Here is a 14,195-nt window from a genome sequence, read left to right on the forward strand (position 1 = left end):
CAGCCATGTAGAGCGGGTTTTCGTAGCGCATGTCTGGGTTGCAGCACTGGCTCTTCATCGTCGGGTGACGGGTCAGTCGTCCTCGTCTTCGAGGTCCTCTAGCACTTCGAACGGCGACTCGACGTCGCCGCGCCAGGCCTCCAGGCCTTCGCGCACCGCGAGCACCGCCACGACCAGCGCCGCGACCGAGTCAGCCCACCACCAGCCGAACAGGCTGTCGAGGACGAGGCCGATGAACACCGCACCGGAGAGATAGATGCACAGGATGAGCTGCTTGGCGTCGGCCATCACGCTCTTGGAGCCCAGCTCCCGCCCGGTGCGGACCTCAATCCACGCCAGCAGAGGCATGACGACCAGGCTCAGCGCGGTGATACCGAGACCCAGCGGGCTGCGGTCGGGGCCCTCCTGGCCGACCAGGGCCAGCACCGCGTCGATTGAGACGTAGGCCGCCAGCGCGAAGAACGCGATGCCGATGGCCTTGACGGTGACCGTTTCCCACCGCTCAGGGTCCTTGCGGGTGAACTGCCAGGTGACGGCCGCGGCCGAGAGTACCTCAACAACCGAGTCGAGCCCGAAGCCAATGAGAGCCGCGGACGAGGCGAGGACGCCTGCCCAGACTGCGACGATTGCCTCGATTACGTTGTACGTGATCGTGAAGCCAACGATGAAGCGGACGCGCCGGTGCAGCATCGCGCGGCGCGCGGTGGTCAGGGTCTCGCTCATGCTCCCGCCGCCGTTCCACAGCAGCCCGACACCGAGCATTCCGAGTCGATGCACGGCGCGGCCTCGTCCACCGCGAGCGTGACGTCAATCAGGGACGTCAGTGCCGCGGCGAGGTGCGGGTCGGCGATCTCGTAGCGCGTCTGGCGGCCCTCGGGCTCGGCGACGACGATTCCGCAATCGCGCAGGCAGGTCAGGTGGTTGGACACGTTCGAGCGGGTCAGTTCCAGCTCGCGCGAGAGCACGGCTGGATAGCTCGGGCCGCTGAGGAGGGTCATCAGAATCCGGGAACGTGTCGGGTCGGCCATGGCGCGGCCGAGCCGGTTCATAACGTCGAGGTGTGAAGCAATAGTCAGCATACGATGACTATACAGTGATAACTGACCAATTGTCCACTTGCGCGGACTGCCGCACGTGCTCCGCGCCCTTGCCCTCGGGAGGCGGCAGAGTTCGCGCTCATCAGCGACCACCGCCCATCACGGAAGCGACGGCGGCACGCTGGCGCGAAACTCTGCTAGCGCAGAAGGTTCTGCGGAATCTTCACCTCAGGGGCTTTACTTAGTGGTCAGCGCGGGCTTGATCTCCTTCACGATTGCGTCGAGCATCTTCAGATTGAAGTCCACACCCAGCTGGTTCGGGATCGTCAGCAGCACGGTGTCTGCCGCCTGAACCGCCTCATCACGAGCGAGCTCTTCGGCGATATCCGCCGGATCACCAATGTAGCTGCGACCAAAACGGGAGAAGCTGTTGTCAATAATGCCGGTGTAATCCTGCGAGTCCTCCGAAGCGCGGCGACCGAAGTAGCGCGCCGAGGTTTCGTCGATAACGGGCAACACCGAGCGGGACACCGAAACACGCGGAACACCCGAATTACCCGCCTTCACCCACTCGGAGCGGAAGAGGCGAATCTGCTGCGCCTGCTGCTGATCGAAGGGAATACCCTTATCTTCCAGCATCAGGGTTGAGGACATGAGGTTCAGACCCTTCTGCGCGGTCCACACGGCGGTGCTATCGGTGCCCGCGCCCCACCAGATGCGGTCGCGCAGACCCGGCGACTGCGGCTGAATCGGGGCGTACTTGCCCGCCACGCGAGCGCTGGGCGCCATGCCCTCACCCTCAATTGCCTTGAGGAAAATATCGAGGTGGCGGCGCGCCATATCGCTCTCGTTTTCGCCTTCTGCCGGGTAGTAGCCGAAGCTCTCAAAGCCGCGGATAACGGATTCGGGCGAGCCGCGGGAGACACCGAGCTGCAGTCGGCCCGCCGCAATGAGGTCTGCCATGGCGGCAAGTTCAGCCATGTAGAGCGGGTTTTCGTAGCGCATGTCAATCACGCCGGTACCCAGCTCGATGCGTTCGGTCTTGGCGGCGATTGCGGAGAGCAGCGGGTAGGGGGTTGCCTGCTGCTGGTCGAAGTGGTGCACGCGGAAGAACGCGCCGTCCAGTCCGATGTCTTCGGCACCTACGGCAAGGTCGATTGCCTGGTGCAGAGATTCTGCGGCGGAGGGTACGCGGGAGCCGGGGACCTCAGCCCAGTGGCCGAAGGAGAGGAAGCCGAGCTTCTTCTCGTCGCCGCGCATGGGCTCGAGGTGGCTGATGCGGATAGACTCGTCAAGCTGCGGGGTGCTGTTCAGGTTGGTGCTCATGGTTTTTCCTTTGCGGGTTGCGCTCGGGCTCTTGTAGTGCCGGGCTAGTGTTTTAAATCTAAACCCAATTACTTTACATGTCAAGTATTTTGTTTCAGGGTATTACGCACAGAGCATCCCTCCCCAACTTTCGCTGCACACACCACCTGCACGCCTCACCCGCCCGCACGCCTCACCCGCACGAGGCACACATACCGCCACAAAATGCTGGCGCAAAATACAGCCGAAAAGGGCACAAAAAAGCCCGGCGGAACGAACACATCGCACCACCGGGCTCTCCACTCAGCAACCAAAGTTACCGAGACAACCTACATTAGGAACGCTTCGCCAGCGGAACCCACAGCTCCATACGGTAATCAGCCGCCTGCATATCGCCGCGACCGTACACCTCAAGGCCACCCACCGGGCGGTACTGCGGATTCTTCGCGAAGAACGCCTCCTCAAAGCTCGCAAAGCCAGCCGGAATGGACTCCGAAATCGGGCCGGTCACCTCAACCACCGCGTAGGTACTCGCAGGCAACTCAAGCACGCCCAGACCAAGCTTCGCCGCGCTCGCCGGCTCCGACACCAGGAAGCCCGCTGTGTAGCGGACCTGACCCTTCGGGTTCGGCTGAGTGCACACACCCAGGTACTGGGTCACCTTCAGAACATCCAGCATCGCCGGGGACGCCTTCTGATTCAGCTCATCCCACAGCGAGGAGAAGTCGCCATCCAGGGGGAACACCTGCGAAACGCCGGCAACGACCATCGCCGGGTGCTCCTCAATGCGAGGTTCAGAAATCTGAACCGCACCGCCCTTAGCGGCTGCCATTAGGCGTTCGCCTCAGCTGCTTCGCGGTCCACCGAGCACTCGGGCACGCAGTGGCGCTTCGCGTCATCAGCTGCGCACTCGGGGCAAAGCAGAACCAGCTCGCGGCAGGAATCGTTGGAGCAGTTCTCGAACTTGTTCGAGGGGGCGCCGCACTGTTCGCACTTGCCGATGGTGACGGTGTCCGGGGTGAACTCCATGTGCATGCGCTTGTCGAAGACGTAGAGCGAGCCTTCCCACAGTTCCTTATCGCCGTACTTCTCGCCGTAGCGCACGATACCGCCGTCAATCTGGTAGATCTCCTTGAAACCGCGGTTCTTCATGAGCGCGGAGAGAATCTCGCAGCGAATACCGCCGGTGCAGTAGGTGACGACCGGCTTGTCCTTAATGTGATCGTACTTGCCGGACTCAATCTCGCGGATGAAGTCGTGGGTGGTGCGCACGTCGGGAACGATAGCGTTCTTGAACTTGCCGATCTTCGCCTCGAACGCGTTACGGCCGTCGAAGAAGACCACTTCGTCGCCGCGCTCTTCAACAAGCTTGTTGACCTCTTCAGGCTTCAGGTGCACGCCGCCGCCAACGACGCCGTTCTCGTCCACCTGCAGCTCGTCGGGAGCGCCGAAAGCCACAATCTCGTCGCGTGCCTTCACGGACAGGCGGGGGAAGTCCTCCGCGCCACCCTCGGACCACTTGAACTCCATGTTCTTGAAGCCGGGGTACTTGCGGGTTTCCTTGGTGTACGCCTTGACTGCGTTGATTTCGCCGCCGAGGGTGCCGTTAATGCCGTGCTTGGAAATGAGGATGCGCCCGCGCAGGCCGAGCTTCTCGCAGAGGGCACGCTGCCAGAGCATGACCGCCTGCGGGTCGGCGATGGGGGCGAACTGGTAATACAGAATAATCTTATTTTGAGCCACGAAACTATTTTATCGTCATATACGCCTAAAGCATGCAGATTTTTTGATATGTGCGCGCTGACTACGGGGTCGGCGGTCCAGGAGCGGTGCTGGGGCGGGTTCGGAGGCGAGGTTGGGGCAAGTTCAGGGTGCGCGCCCGCGAAGGTTCAGGGCGCGGATTGAGCGCGGCGCATGACCGGCGGCAAGTCGGGTTTTAGCCCGCCACTCTACAATGGAACCCATGCCGCACAGCACCTCCTCGCAGAACCCCAACCAGCGCCCCGAGCAACGCTCCACCCCTCAGTCCGAGCAGGGGCAGTCTGCGGCGCGCCCCAAAATACTGCGCTACCGCGAACTGCCCGCGAGCGCACAGCAGGTACTGGCATCCCTGCTTCCGGAGGCGGAACGCACCGGAACCCTACCCGAGCAGGTGACCCATATTCACACCGTTCCCGCTAGGGAGGCGAGCTACGCGCCGTGGCCGCAGTGGCTGCATCCGCGCGTGGTGGAGGCCTTTGAATCGCTCGGTATTGCCGAACCCTACGCCCACCAGGTGCAGGCGGCAAATGCCGCCCACGCGGGTCTTGACGCGGCACTGGCGGCGAGCGCGGCACGCTACGGCTGGCAGGCGGGGCGCATCGGAGCTGAGTACGCTGAGGCATCAGTGAAGAGCACCGGCAGCGGCGGGCACGTGATTGTGGCGACGGGTACCGCCTCCGGCAAGACCCTGAGCTACCTCATGCCCACCCTGGACGCTATCTACCGCGCATCCTGCGGCGAGCCGGTGAGCTTAACTTCCGCGTATTCCGGGGTGGAAAACCTCAATAATAGAGCGAACGTTCTCTACATTTCCCCTGCGAAAGCACTCTCCGCCGACCAGCTCACCGCCCTCACCTCCTACAACCTGCCCGGACTGCACGCGGCAAGCTACGACGGCGACACCCCGACCGGTGAGCGCCGCTGGATCCGCGAGCACGCCAACTTCATCCTCACCACCCCGGACATGCTCAACTACTCGATTCTGAGCAACCACCGGCAGTGGGCATCCTTCCTGCGCGGGCTGCGCTACGTGGTGCTCGACGAGGCACACAGCTACCGCGGCGTTTTCGGTGCACACATCGCCAACCTGCTGCGCCGCCTGCGCCGCGTCTGCGCGCTCTACCGCACCGTGCCCGTGTTCTACGGCGCCTCCGCAACCAGCTCCAACCCGGTCGAGTCTTTCTCCAAGCTCATCGGCGTGCCGCAGCAGGCGGTCACCGCCGTTACCGAGTCCACCTCCGCACGCGGTGAAACCACCGTCGCGCTCTGGGAGCCCGAATTCATGCCGCCCAAGGCGCACGATCAGCTCGCCAAGGGCGCCCGCAGCACCCAGCAGCAGGCGGTCCAGTCGAAGGCTGAGCAGGAGGCGCCGCGCCGTGTCTCCCCCGTGGAGCAGGGCGCGCAAATGCTCACCGACCTGGTGCTTTCCCGCACCCGCTCCCTGGTTTTCGCCGGTTCGCGCCGCAGCGTAGAAATCCTCTCTCAGAAAACCCAACGCTACCTCGACGAGGTGGAGGCGGGTCTCTCCCACCGCGTCGCCGCATACCGCGCCGGGTACACCCCCGAAGAGCGCCGCGAACTCGAACGCAAACTCCGCAACGGCGAACTGCTCGGCCTGGCGAGCACCTCCGCACTGGAACTGGGCATCGACATCTCCGGGCTGGACGCCGTACTCGTGGCGGGTTGGCCGGGTACCCGTGCCTCCTTCATGCAGCGCGTGGGCCGCGCGGGTCGAAGCGGTCAGGACGCGCTCGCCGTGCTCATTGCCGACGACAACCCGCTCGACACCTACCTGGTGCACCACCCGGAGGCGATTTTCGGGCAGGAGGTTGAGGCGACCGTTTTCGACCCGACAAACCCGTACGTTCTCTCACCGCAGCTGTGCGCCGCCGCGCAGGAGGCACCCATCCGCGCCGAAGAACTGAGCCTCTTCGGGCCGCATACCGCCGCGCTGCTGGATCGGCTGGTGCAGCAGGGGTACCTGCGTCGCCGCCCGGACGGCTGGTACTGGACGCATGCCGAATCAGCCGCCGACCTGGTCGATATCCGCGGCACCGGCGGTGGACCCTACCAGCTCATCGACGCCGAAGACGGCACCCTGGTTGGCACCATGGACGCCGCGCACGCCATGAGCCAGGGGCACCCGGGCGCGATCTACATTCACCAGAACGCGCAGTACGTGGTCGAGTCCCTCAGCGAGGGCGAGCGCGTGATTCTGCTCAGCCGCGTCTACCCGGACTACTACACGCGCGCCGTTGAGAGCACGGAGGTGCGTATTCTGGTGGAGCGTGCGCGGGTCAGTTACAGTGCGCCAGCTGGAGCTGCTATTCCTGGCGAGCCTGCTCCCGGAGAGTCTGCACCCGAAACCGACGCGCAGCAACTCGCCCCGCTCACCATGCACCGCGGGCAGGTTCAGGTCACCGACCAGGTCACCGGCTACCGGCGATTCTCCGTCTACGGCGGCGAATACCTGGGCGAAGAGGCGCAACCCATGCCACCCGAAGTGCTCATGACCGAGGCGGTCTGGTTCACCTTCGAGCCCAGCTACCTATTCGGCGCGGGCGTAACCGAAGAGGACGGCCCCGGCACCCTGCACGCCGCCGAGCACGCCGCCATCGGACTGCTGCCGCTCATCGCCACCAGCGACCGCTGGGACTTGGGCGGGCTCTCCACACTGCTTCATGTGGACACCGGAAGGCCCACCATTTTCGTCTACGACGCCGCCCCCGGCGGCGCGGGCATTAGCGAGCGCGGCTTCAACGCGGTTACGCAGTGGTTGGGCGCCACCCTCGAAGCCATCGAAAGCTGCGGATGCGACAACGGTTGCCCCTCCTGCGTGCACTCACCCAAATGCGGCAACCGCAACGAGCCGCTCAGCAAGCACGGCGCGCGGGCGCTACTGCAGGCAATGCTGCGGAGCATGGCGGAGGCATAGAACGCACTGGGATGACAACTCCCGGCGAGCGCAAATAGCCTAGTCGGCGGGTTTTTCTAGCTCGGCTGGGCTTTCCGGCTCGGGAGGATCGGATACCGAGTCCTGCTCGACCCCCAGTTCCTCCTCCAGCTCGGCGACCTCATCGGGGTTCAGCTCCTCCGCATTGCCCGCCGCGGCGTGCTCTTCTTCGGCGTACTCTTCTTCAGGGTGTTCAGCCCCGGCGCGGGCACGCACCCTCGCCGGGCCCAGTATCCCCATGGGCCCTGCGACGGGGACGGCGACCGTCACCTCCACCGTTTCAGGTCGATCCGGAAACGTACAGGATTCCAGGTGCGCACCGTGGCGGGCGGCAAGATCCGCCGCGACCGCGCACGGGTCGCCCTCAGTGAGCCCGCGGTAGGCGTCCGCTGCCGCGAGGGCGCTCAAATCGGCGGCTGCGGACGCCCTGCGGTTCGCGGACACCGCCCCGATCAGCCCGGCAATCACCACGGTCACCACCAGTAGCGCGGCAATAATGGTGAGGGCGAGGACGGTGCCGCTACCCTCTTCGGGGCGTTGATTCTCGGAGGCTGTTTTCGGGTCGGGGCACATAGCGGCTCTACTCGCTCTCATGACCCGCACCGTTTTCAGCATCGTTTTCGCCGCCGCCTTCAACGCGGGCGTGAGCGTCCGCCCGCAGCACCCAGCCGGTTGCCGAGCCGATTACGCCGGGGGCGAGGCGACTCACCCGCACGTGCACTTCCCGGGCACGCCCCGCATCCGCGGCGACCGCACCATCAGAAGCGACAGCATCAGGAGAAACAGAAATCTGCACGCTCTGCACCGGGTCGATGCGGCTGACGGCGGAGCGAATCTGCGCCTCGGAATCCCCGCGGGCGGCGGCTCGTGCGGCCGTTCGCGCGGACTCCTCCACTTTCAGCTGCGCAACCCCCGTAGAGGCGGCACCCAGGCAGAGGGCGAGCACCACCGTCACGGCGGGTAGGGCGACCGCAAACTCGGCGGTAATCACACCCTCTTCTGCTGGGCTCTTGTGCGGGGTTGAGGGTGCCGGTTCCGCCCCGACTTTTCCTGCGAGACGAGCGCACCGCAAAGCACCCAAATTCACATGAGCATTCATTCTTTATTCCTCCTTTCTGACTTGATTTTCCAGGACTTCCAATACCTAGAAGCAAACCCTACGCGGGTTCACCAAAGGTTCTAGAGCAGCCCCGTATTGCCCGCAATCGACAGGGCGTTACGCACAATATCCAGGAGCATGGAACGCACCTCATCCGACTTGAGAATCAGCACCAGCAGACCCGCGAAACCGACCGCCGCGAGCATCACAATGCCGTACTCCGCGGTGGAGGCGCCTTCCTCCGGGTCACCCGCGGGGGCGTAGTCTTCGAGCGCCTTTTCGTGCCCCTCAGCGGGTACATATTCGGTGCAGCCGGGCGCGTGCTCACCCAGGCTGCGGCAGGTAGCGCCGCATTCGTCCAGGGTGCAGCCCTCGGCGAGCGCGCGGGCAATGGTCAGCGCCTGGTCGGGGTTCAGACGGTCCGTGTTCATATCAATCTCCATTTCGTTAGGGTCAATCCTGGGGCCGGCATGCTTCTGCTCAGCGCCGGCGGAAAGCTCAGCATCAGTAAAGAGTTCGGGGCATTCTTCGCGCAGCTGCTTCATGGTGGTTGCGATGGCAACGGACAGCGGCACGGGGCCCAGAATGGTCTGCGTTTCAGCGCCCTGCACGGCACCGAGCGCGGCGGGCTGAATTTCGCTCGGAGCACCGGCCGGGGCGTTTACCGGAGCGCCGACGGGGTGCAGGTCGTGGCGGATTGCTTCGCAGAGGGTGTTCGTCATTGGTTTTCCTTTCGTTGTGCCCCGTTCATTCGGGGCGGGGTGGGTGCTCATCCGCGTTCGCTGCAGATGGGCGAGGGTCTAAACTTTTCGGCATTTCAGCTGGTCAACAGCGCTTATGCGCATGGTTCTTTAGCCGGTCAGCGTGGGTAGTAGCGAAATGATGATGGGCACAATACCCAAGCAGATAAAGGCGGGCAGCGAGCACAGCCCGAGGGGTACCACGAGCGCTACGGAGAGCTTTCCGGCGGCGCGTTCTGCCGCGCGGCGCTCGCTGAGGCGGTGCGCATCGGCAAGGGAGAGCAGCAGCGCAGTGCTGGGTGCGCCACCCGTGTAGGCGGGAGCGAGCGCGTCCCGCAGCTCACCGAAGGTTCCCGCAGCGGAGCCCGACCAGGCGCTCCCCCAGCTACTGCCCATCTGTAGGCGCTGGCAGACCGTATGCAACGCTCGGCTGTTGAGCGCCTCAGAGAGGGTACCCAAGGCGGCGAGCGGTGCAAGCCCGGCTCTCAACTGCGCGGCGAGTAGTTCCAGCACGAGGGCGGTATCAACAGTCGGTGCATTCAAGGCCTGCTCGCCTCCTGTATGCCCAGCTCGTGTGCTCTCCACCTCCGCCCGATGCACGAGCGCGGCGGTCCAGCGGCGCCCGGCGAAGGCGAGCCCCAGCCCGAACAAACCGGTAAGCGCCCCGAGGATGGAGCCGGTCAGCACGCCCACGGGGTCACTTCCCATGAGCACACCCAACCCCAGGCCGAGTAGCGGCAGCCAGGAGAGAATCCTGCCAGTGGCACGCGGCGCGGCAAGGGCGCTCTGCCGCCCCAGGAGCGCGTCGATGCGTTCTTCGGCGTGTTCTGCGGCGCGTTCCAGGCTCGTGGCGAGCGGCGCGCCGGCGCTCTCACTCATCCGCAGGCTCAGCTGCAGGTCGTGCAGGCGCTCGCGGCTGTGCGGGCGCATCCGGGTGCTGCTTTCGAGCAGTTGCGCGCAGGCGAGGTGCGCGGGTACACCCCAGGAGGTAACCGTGGCGAGAGCCTGTGTGAAGCGGCGAATATCTTCGGCGCATCGTTTCTGACCGTACTCTTCGGAAAGGGGCGAGAAGCCTCGTGCCCGTCGAGCTTGGGCGCTTTTCCCAGCGCTTTTCCGGGCTGTTATTTTCTTCGCGTGCATTTTCCCCGCATCCGGCACCGGTTCGTTTTGCCCGAACTGTGCAAACTGCCCGGTGCCAGGGTCGGCGTGCACCGCTTCCTGCAGGGGAATGCCGGCGCGCAGGTTCAGGGCGAGGGTGCGTAGCATGAGCGGCCACATGCGCATTTCCTCGGCGCTGGCTGCTCCGGCGAGGTGCTCAGCCCAGCGTTCGCGAAGGCTTCCTCGACTCGTTTCTTCCCTTTTCATGGTTCCTCCTTTCACGTTTTCTGCTTCCCCCATTTCGGGGGCTAGTACCCAACTTCGGAGCCCACAGAAATACGCCTGACCTGCAGGTACTCTTCGCTCCCCTCAACTGCGGGGTGCAGGCTGTAGATGCCTTCGATGCGGCGGCGTCCGTCCCGGTGTTCCAGATGGATAATGCGTTCAAAAGCTGTCGCCGTATGTAGAGCGACCGTTCTACTATCCAGTCCGGCGAGCGCACCCAGGGCGCACAAACGCAGGGGGACCGCGTGCGCACTATTGGCGTGCAGGGTTGTTCCGGCGCCGCGGTGACCGGTGTTCATGGCGGTCAGCAGGTGCACCACCTCCGCACCGCGGCACTCACCGACCACGAGCCGATCCGGGCCCATGCGCAGCGCCTGCACAATCAGCTCACCCAGCCCGATTTCGCCGGTACCTTCGGAGTTGGCGGCACGGGTTTTGAGGGTAATAACCTGCTCATGCTGCGGCGCGAGTTCCGGGGTGTCTTCGAGCAGAATGAGGCGCTCCTGCGGCGTGCACAGCCCCAGCAGGGCGTTGAGCAGGGTGGTTTTGCCGGTGCCGGTACCGCCGCTAATGAGGAATCCGCGGCGTTCGGCAATCATGCGGCGCAGGTAGGCGGCGGTCGCCTCATCGCACAGCCCAGCCGTCTGCAGCTGCGCCAGGGTGGGGCGCTCGCGGGCGGGGAGGCGCACGGAGAGCCGGGTGCGTTCGCTCAGCGGCGGGATAATCGCGTGGATGCGCCTGCCGTGCTCGTCGCTAATGTCAGCCGCCGGATGCGCGGCATCCAGCTGCCCGCCGTGCCTGCGGATGAGCCGCTCGGCAAGGTCACGCACGCGCCGCTCATTGCCGAGGCTCAGCGCCGCGGGGCGGGTGGTTCCGTTGATGCCTACCCAGATATCGCAGGGCGAATTCACGTAGATGTCGGTGATGGTTCCGGCGCGTTGCCCCTCATCGAGGAGCAGATCGAGGGCGCCGAGGCCGTAGAGTTCCGCGGCGAGGTAGCGCAGCGCGGTCTGCCGGTTGACGGGCACGTATTCCACGCTGGGGTAGCTCCAGGAGGCGGGCGCGGGCGGTGCAGTTTTGACACGGAATTTTCGGGGCTTCGTCACATTAGTTCCGTCTGCGCCCGTTCCTTCTGCGCTCGCGTTCCCCCAGGCGTTCCTCCGAGTGTTCCCCAGGTGTCCGCCGTCGATGGAGCAGATTGCCTCGTCCACGGCGTTTTCGAGAATCTCGCGGAGGGGCTGGGATTCTTGGAGTAGCCCACCGCCCGCGGCACTCGCAGCGTTTGCACTGCCCGCGGCAACCACGCCCTCTGCGGGCGGCCGCTCCCCTGCCTTCTCGACCGTCTTTTCGACCCCGGCACTAAATCCGCCGCTAAGCTCACCACCGAATCCGCCACTAAAACCACCCAGGGCGATAGTGCTCATCTGCGGCGAGCGCAGAATCAGTTCGCGGGCGTGCAGGGCAACGGCGCGGGCGCGATAGTCTTCGGGAATGAGCAGAGCGGGCAACGAGTGCGCGCGGGTGTCCGGCGCATACGCGGTTGGGCTCTGCGCGGTTGGGCTCTGCGCAGTGCGGGTCGGGTAGCCGTTAGGGTTTGCGGTGTGGCTGACTGCGTGCTCGGCGGGATTGTTGGAGGGGTTCATGGCTCTAGGAGAGCATTGCGCCCGCCCCGAATTTTTATGAGAATGAGCGTTCTGTGGATAACTCCTCGCGCACCCCGAAATATCCACGATGCACGCACCTCAAACGAACAAAACGCACGCATCCGGCGCTTTTATGACAAACCACTCGTACATTCTGGTGATAACCACGCACCACCCGTTCTACCGACACATCCTCGATAATGGAAGAATGTACGTTCTGCTCAGTCCTGCCACCGGCGCGGGTATTACCGCCCAGACCGGCACCCCCGCGCACCCGGTCACCTCGGCTATTGCCGCGGGTGCGTCCTCGCGCGGTGCTCAGCCGGTGACCTCGTGGGGTGCTTTTCATTTTTCGGCGCCAACCGCTGAGCAGTTGCAGGACCCGACCTTTATTCCGCGGATTACGCGCGCGGATCGGGTGAGTGCGGCGAATCTTCCGGCGTATGTGCGAGAGGTAGAGCGGCAGGCGGCAGATTCGGCGCAGGCGCGTTTCCCCCGCTGGATTTGGGCTGATACCCGCCACGTTGACCCGTTGCTTCTGCGCCGCGGGGTGCGGGTGCATCTGTGCCATGATTTGCGTCTGGTGCAGCGAATTTTGGTGACTGCCGCTACGCATCCGAGCGGTTTTGTGGAGTACAGCCCGGTGTTGGATCTTTCTGATGTGCGTGAGGCGGTGGAGCCTCAGGGGTATCTGCCGATGGCGCGGCAGATTCAGGGTCAGGAGGAGCTGTTCGGCGCCGATTTTTTGAGTGCGCCCGCTACCAACGCCACCCAGTCCCCCGCAGATTCCTCCCCCGATTTCCTTGAAGCGGCGCCTCATGAGCCTTTTGCCCCGCAGTTGGCGGCGGGCCCGGTGACCCTGCTTCCGGAGCATCCGGTAGTGCGTGTGCTGATGCGTGAGTGGCTGGCGCAGGCGCGCGCTATCGGTGCGTCGAGGCACCCGGAACGGCTGCGTCTTTTGGCGGCGGCTGAGTCTGCCGGTGCGTTGGTTGCGGCTGAGATTGGCTATTACGGCATCCCGTTTAATGTGCAGGCGCATCATGAGCATCTGTGCGAGTTGTTGGGTCCGCGCCCGGTGCCTGGGGAGCGTCCGCAGAAGATGCAGGAGTTGGCGGAGCAGATTCAGCGCATGCTGTTTATGCCGTCGTTGAATCCGGATTCGCCGCAGGATCTTTTGCGTGCTCTGCAGTCTGCGGGGGTTTCGGTGAAGTCTACGCGTTCGTGGGAGTTGAAGAGTTGGGCGGATGCGATTCCGGCTCAGCGGGAGAAGCGTTGGGCGCTGATTGACCCGATTCTGCGCTATAAGAAGCTGTACCGTATTTGGACTGCTAACGGCTGGACGTGGGCTGATACCTGGGTTTCTGAGGGGGCGTTCCGCCCGCATCTTGAGGTGGGTGGCGCCGCGACCGGGCGCTGGGGCGCTTCCGGCGGTGGTGCGTTGCAGCTGCCTGCGGAGATTCGTCAGGCGGTGCAGGCGCCGGAGGGTCAGGTGCTGACGGTGACGGATGGATCGCAGATTGAGCCGCGTATTCTGGCGGCGTTGAGCCGTGATGAGGCGCTCGCTTCGGCGGGTCGTGGCGCTGACCTGTATGCGGGTATTGCCGAGTTGGCGCGCCTGAAGGGTGTGGGTTTGACGGAGCGTTCCCACGCGAAGGTGGGCATGCTGGCGATTATGTATGGCGGTCGCAGCGGTGAGATTGGTGCCCTGTTGCCGCATGTGGCGGCGCTTTTTCCGCAGGCGATGGAGTTTACGGAGCGTGCGGCTCGTATTGGTGAGGCGGGCGGGCAGGTGACGACTTTTTTGGGTCGTACGTCCCCGCCGGTGGATGAGCGTTTCCGTGAGATTGTGGCTGATCGGTCTTCGCCGGCGGCTGAGTCGCGTGCGGTGTCGACTGCGCGTGCGCACGGGCGTATGACCCGCAATTTTATTGTGCAGGGTACGGCGGCGGAGTGGGCTCTGTGTTGGATGGGCGCGGTGCGTTCTCGTCTGTTGTCGGAGCGGATTTTTGGTATGCCGATGCGCACCCGCATTGTGTATTTTTTGCACGATGAGCTTCTGCTGTGCGGTCCCGACCTGGAGGCGGATCGCGTGGAGCGTATCGTGCGTGAGGGCGCTGCGGAGGCGGCGCGTCTGCTCTTCGGTCGGGTGCCGGTTGATTTTCCGGTGTCGGTGGTGCGGGTGCGCAACTACGCCGAGGGTAAATAATCTGCGGTAAATAATCAGCCGCGCATAAGCGGCACCGTACAACAAAAAATAGGGGTGGCAGGTAGCTT

The 14,195-nt window shown here is 64.4% G+C and carries 12 protein-coding genes; 2 read left to right on the forward strand and 10 right to left on the reverse strand.

Going from position 1 to position 14,195, the window contains the following annotated elements:
- Nucleotides 1-72: 72 nt before the first annotated feature.
- The 5 genes from HMPREF2942_RS06000 to HMPREF2942_RS06020 all read right to left on the reverse strand — a co-directional run bounded on the left by HMPREF2942_RS06000 (nt 73) and on the right by HMPREF2942_RS06020 (nt 4,085).
- Nucleotides 73-723: a cation diffusion facilitator family transporter gene (locus tag HMPREF2942_RS06000; protein ID WP_005508275.1), complete on the reverse strand. Its 651-nt coding sequence runs from the start codon at nt 721-723 to the stop codon at nt 73-75.
- Nucleotides 720-1,079, reverse strand: coding sequence for a Cd(II)/Pb(II)-sensing metalloregulatory transcriptional regulator CmtR (locus tag HMPREF2942_RS06005; protein ID WP_005504697.1), 360 nt, complete (start codon nt 1,077-1,079; stop codon nt 720-722). The genes HMPREF2942_RS06000 and HMPREF2942_RS06005 overlap by 4 nt, the downstream gene beginning before the upstream one ends.
- A 195-nt stretch (nt 1,080-1,274) precedes the next feature.
- A complete protein-coding gene (locus HMPREF2942_RS06010) occupies nt 1,275-2,363 on the reverse strand; it encodes an LLM class flavin-dependent oxidoreductase (RefSeq protein WP_070677511.1) in 1,089 nt (362 codons plus the stop codon).
- A 313-nt stretch (nt 2,364-2,676) separates the two neighbouring features.
- Nucleotides 2,677-3,174, reverse strand: coding sequence for a GyrI-like domain-containing protein (locus HMPREF2942_RS06015; RefSeq protein ID WP_049357227.1), 498 nt, complete (start codon nt 3,172-3,174; stop codon nt 2,677-2,679).
- Entirely contained in the window at nt 3,174-4,085 is a 912-nt protein-coding gene (locus HMPREF2942_RS06020; protein WP_005504694.1) for an oxygen-dependent tRNA uridine(34) hydroxylase TrhO, read from the reverse strand. Before HMPREF2942_RS06020 ends, HMPREF2942_RS06015 begins: the two co-directional genes overlap by 1 nt.
- Nucleotides 4,086-4,296: 211 nt before the next feature.
- Between HMPREF2942_RS06020 and HMPREF2942_RS06025 the strand changes: the two genes are divergently transcribed.
- On the forward strand, nt 4,297-7,038 hold the full coding sequence (locus tag HMPREF2942_RS06025) for a DEAD/DEAH box helicase (RefSeq protein WP_070688641.1): 2,742 nt from the start codon (nt 4,297-4,299) through the stop codon (nt 7,036-7,038).
- 39 nt (nt 7,039-7,077) lie between these two features.
- Here the strand turns inward: HMPREF2942_RS06025 and HMPREF2942_RS06030 are convergent, their stop codons facing one another.
- From HMPREF2942_RS06030 to HMPREF2942_RS06050, 5 genes are all read right to left on the reverse strand, one after another.
- Entirely contained in the window at nt 7,078-7,650 is a 573-nt protein-coding gene (locus HMPREF2942_RS06030) for an Rv3654c family TadE-like protein (protein WP_246824374.1), read from the reverse strand.
- Nucleotides 7,637-8,047 carry a TadE family type IV pilus minor pilin gene (locus tag HMPREF2942_RS06035; protein ID WP_246824376.1) on the reverse strand — a complete coding sequence of 137 codons (411 nt, stop codon included), beginning with the start codon at nt 8,045-8,047 and terminating at the stop codon, nt 7,637-7,639. Before HMPREF2942_RS06035 ends, HMPREF2942_RS06030 begins: the two co-directional genes overlap by 14 nt.
- Nucleotides 8,048-8,235: 188 nt before the next feature.
- A complete protein-coding gene (locus HMPREF2942_RS06040; protein WP_070633726.1) occupies nt 8,236-8,877 on the reverse strand; it encodes a DUF4244 domain-containing protein in 642 nt (213 codons plus the stop codon).
- A 129-nt stretch (nt 8,878-9,006) separates the two neighbouring features.
- On the reverse strand, nt 9,007-10,260 hold the full coding sequence (locus HMPREF2942_RS06045) for a type II secretion system F family protein (RefSeq protein WP_070688644.1): 1,254 nt from the start codon (nt 10,258-10,260) through the stop codon (nt 9,007-9,009).
- A gap of 41 nt (nt 10,261-10,301) precedes the next feature.
- Nucleotides 10,302-11,921 carry a TadA family conjugal transfer-associated ATPase gene (locus HMPREF2942_RS06050; RefSeq protein ID WP_246824377.1) on the reverse strand — a complete coding sequence of 540 codons (1,620 nt, stop codon included), beginning with the start codon at nt 11,919-11,921 and terminating at the stop codon, nt 10,302-10,304.
- A gap of 208 nt (nt 11,922-12,129) precedes the next feature.
- Between HMPREF2942_RS06050 and HMPREF2942_RS06055 the strand changes: the two genes are divergently transcribed.
- Complete coding sequence (locus HMPREF2942_RS06055) at nt 12,130-14,127, forward strand: bifunctional 3'-5' exonuclease/DNA polymerase (RefSeq protein ID WP_070688646.1); 1,998 nt, start codon at nt 12,130-12,132, stop codon at nt 14,125-14,127.
- The last annotated feature ends 68 nt before the right edge of the window (nt 14,128-14,195 follow it).

It is taken from the genome of Rothia sp. HMSC071C12 (assembly GCF_001813895.1).
Taxonomy (GTDB): domain Bacteria; phylum Actinomycetota; class Actinomycetes; order Actinomycetales; family Micrococcaceae; genus Rothia; species Rothia mucilaginosa.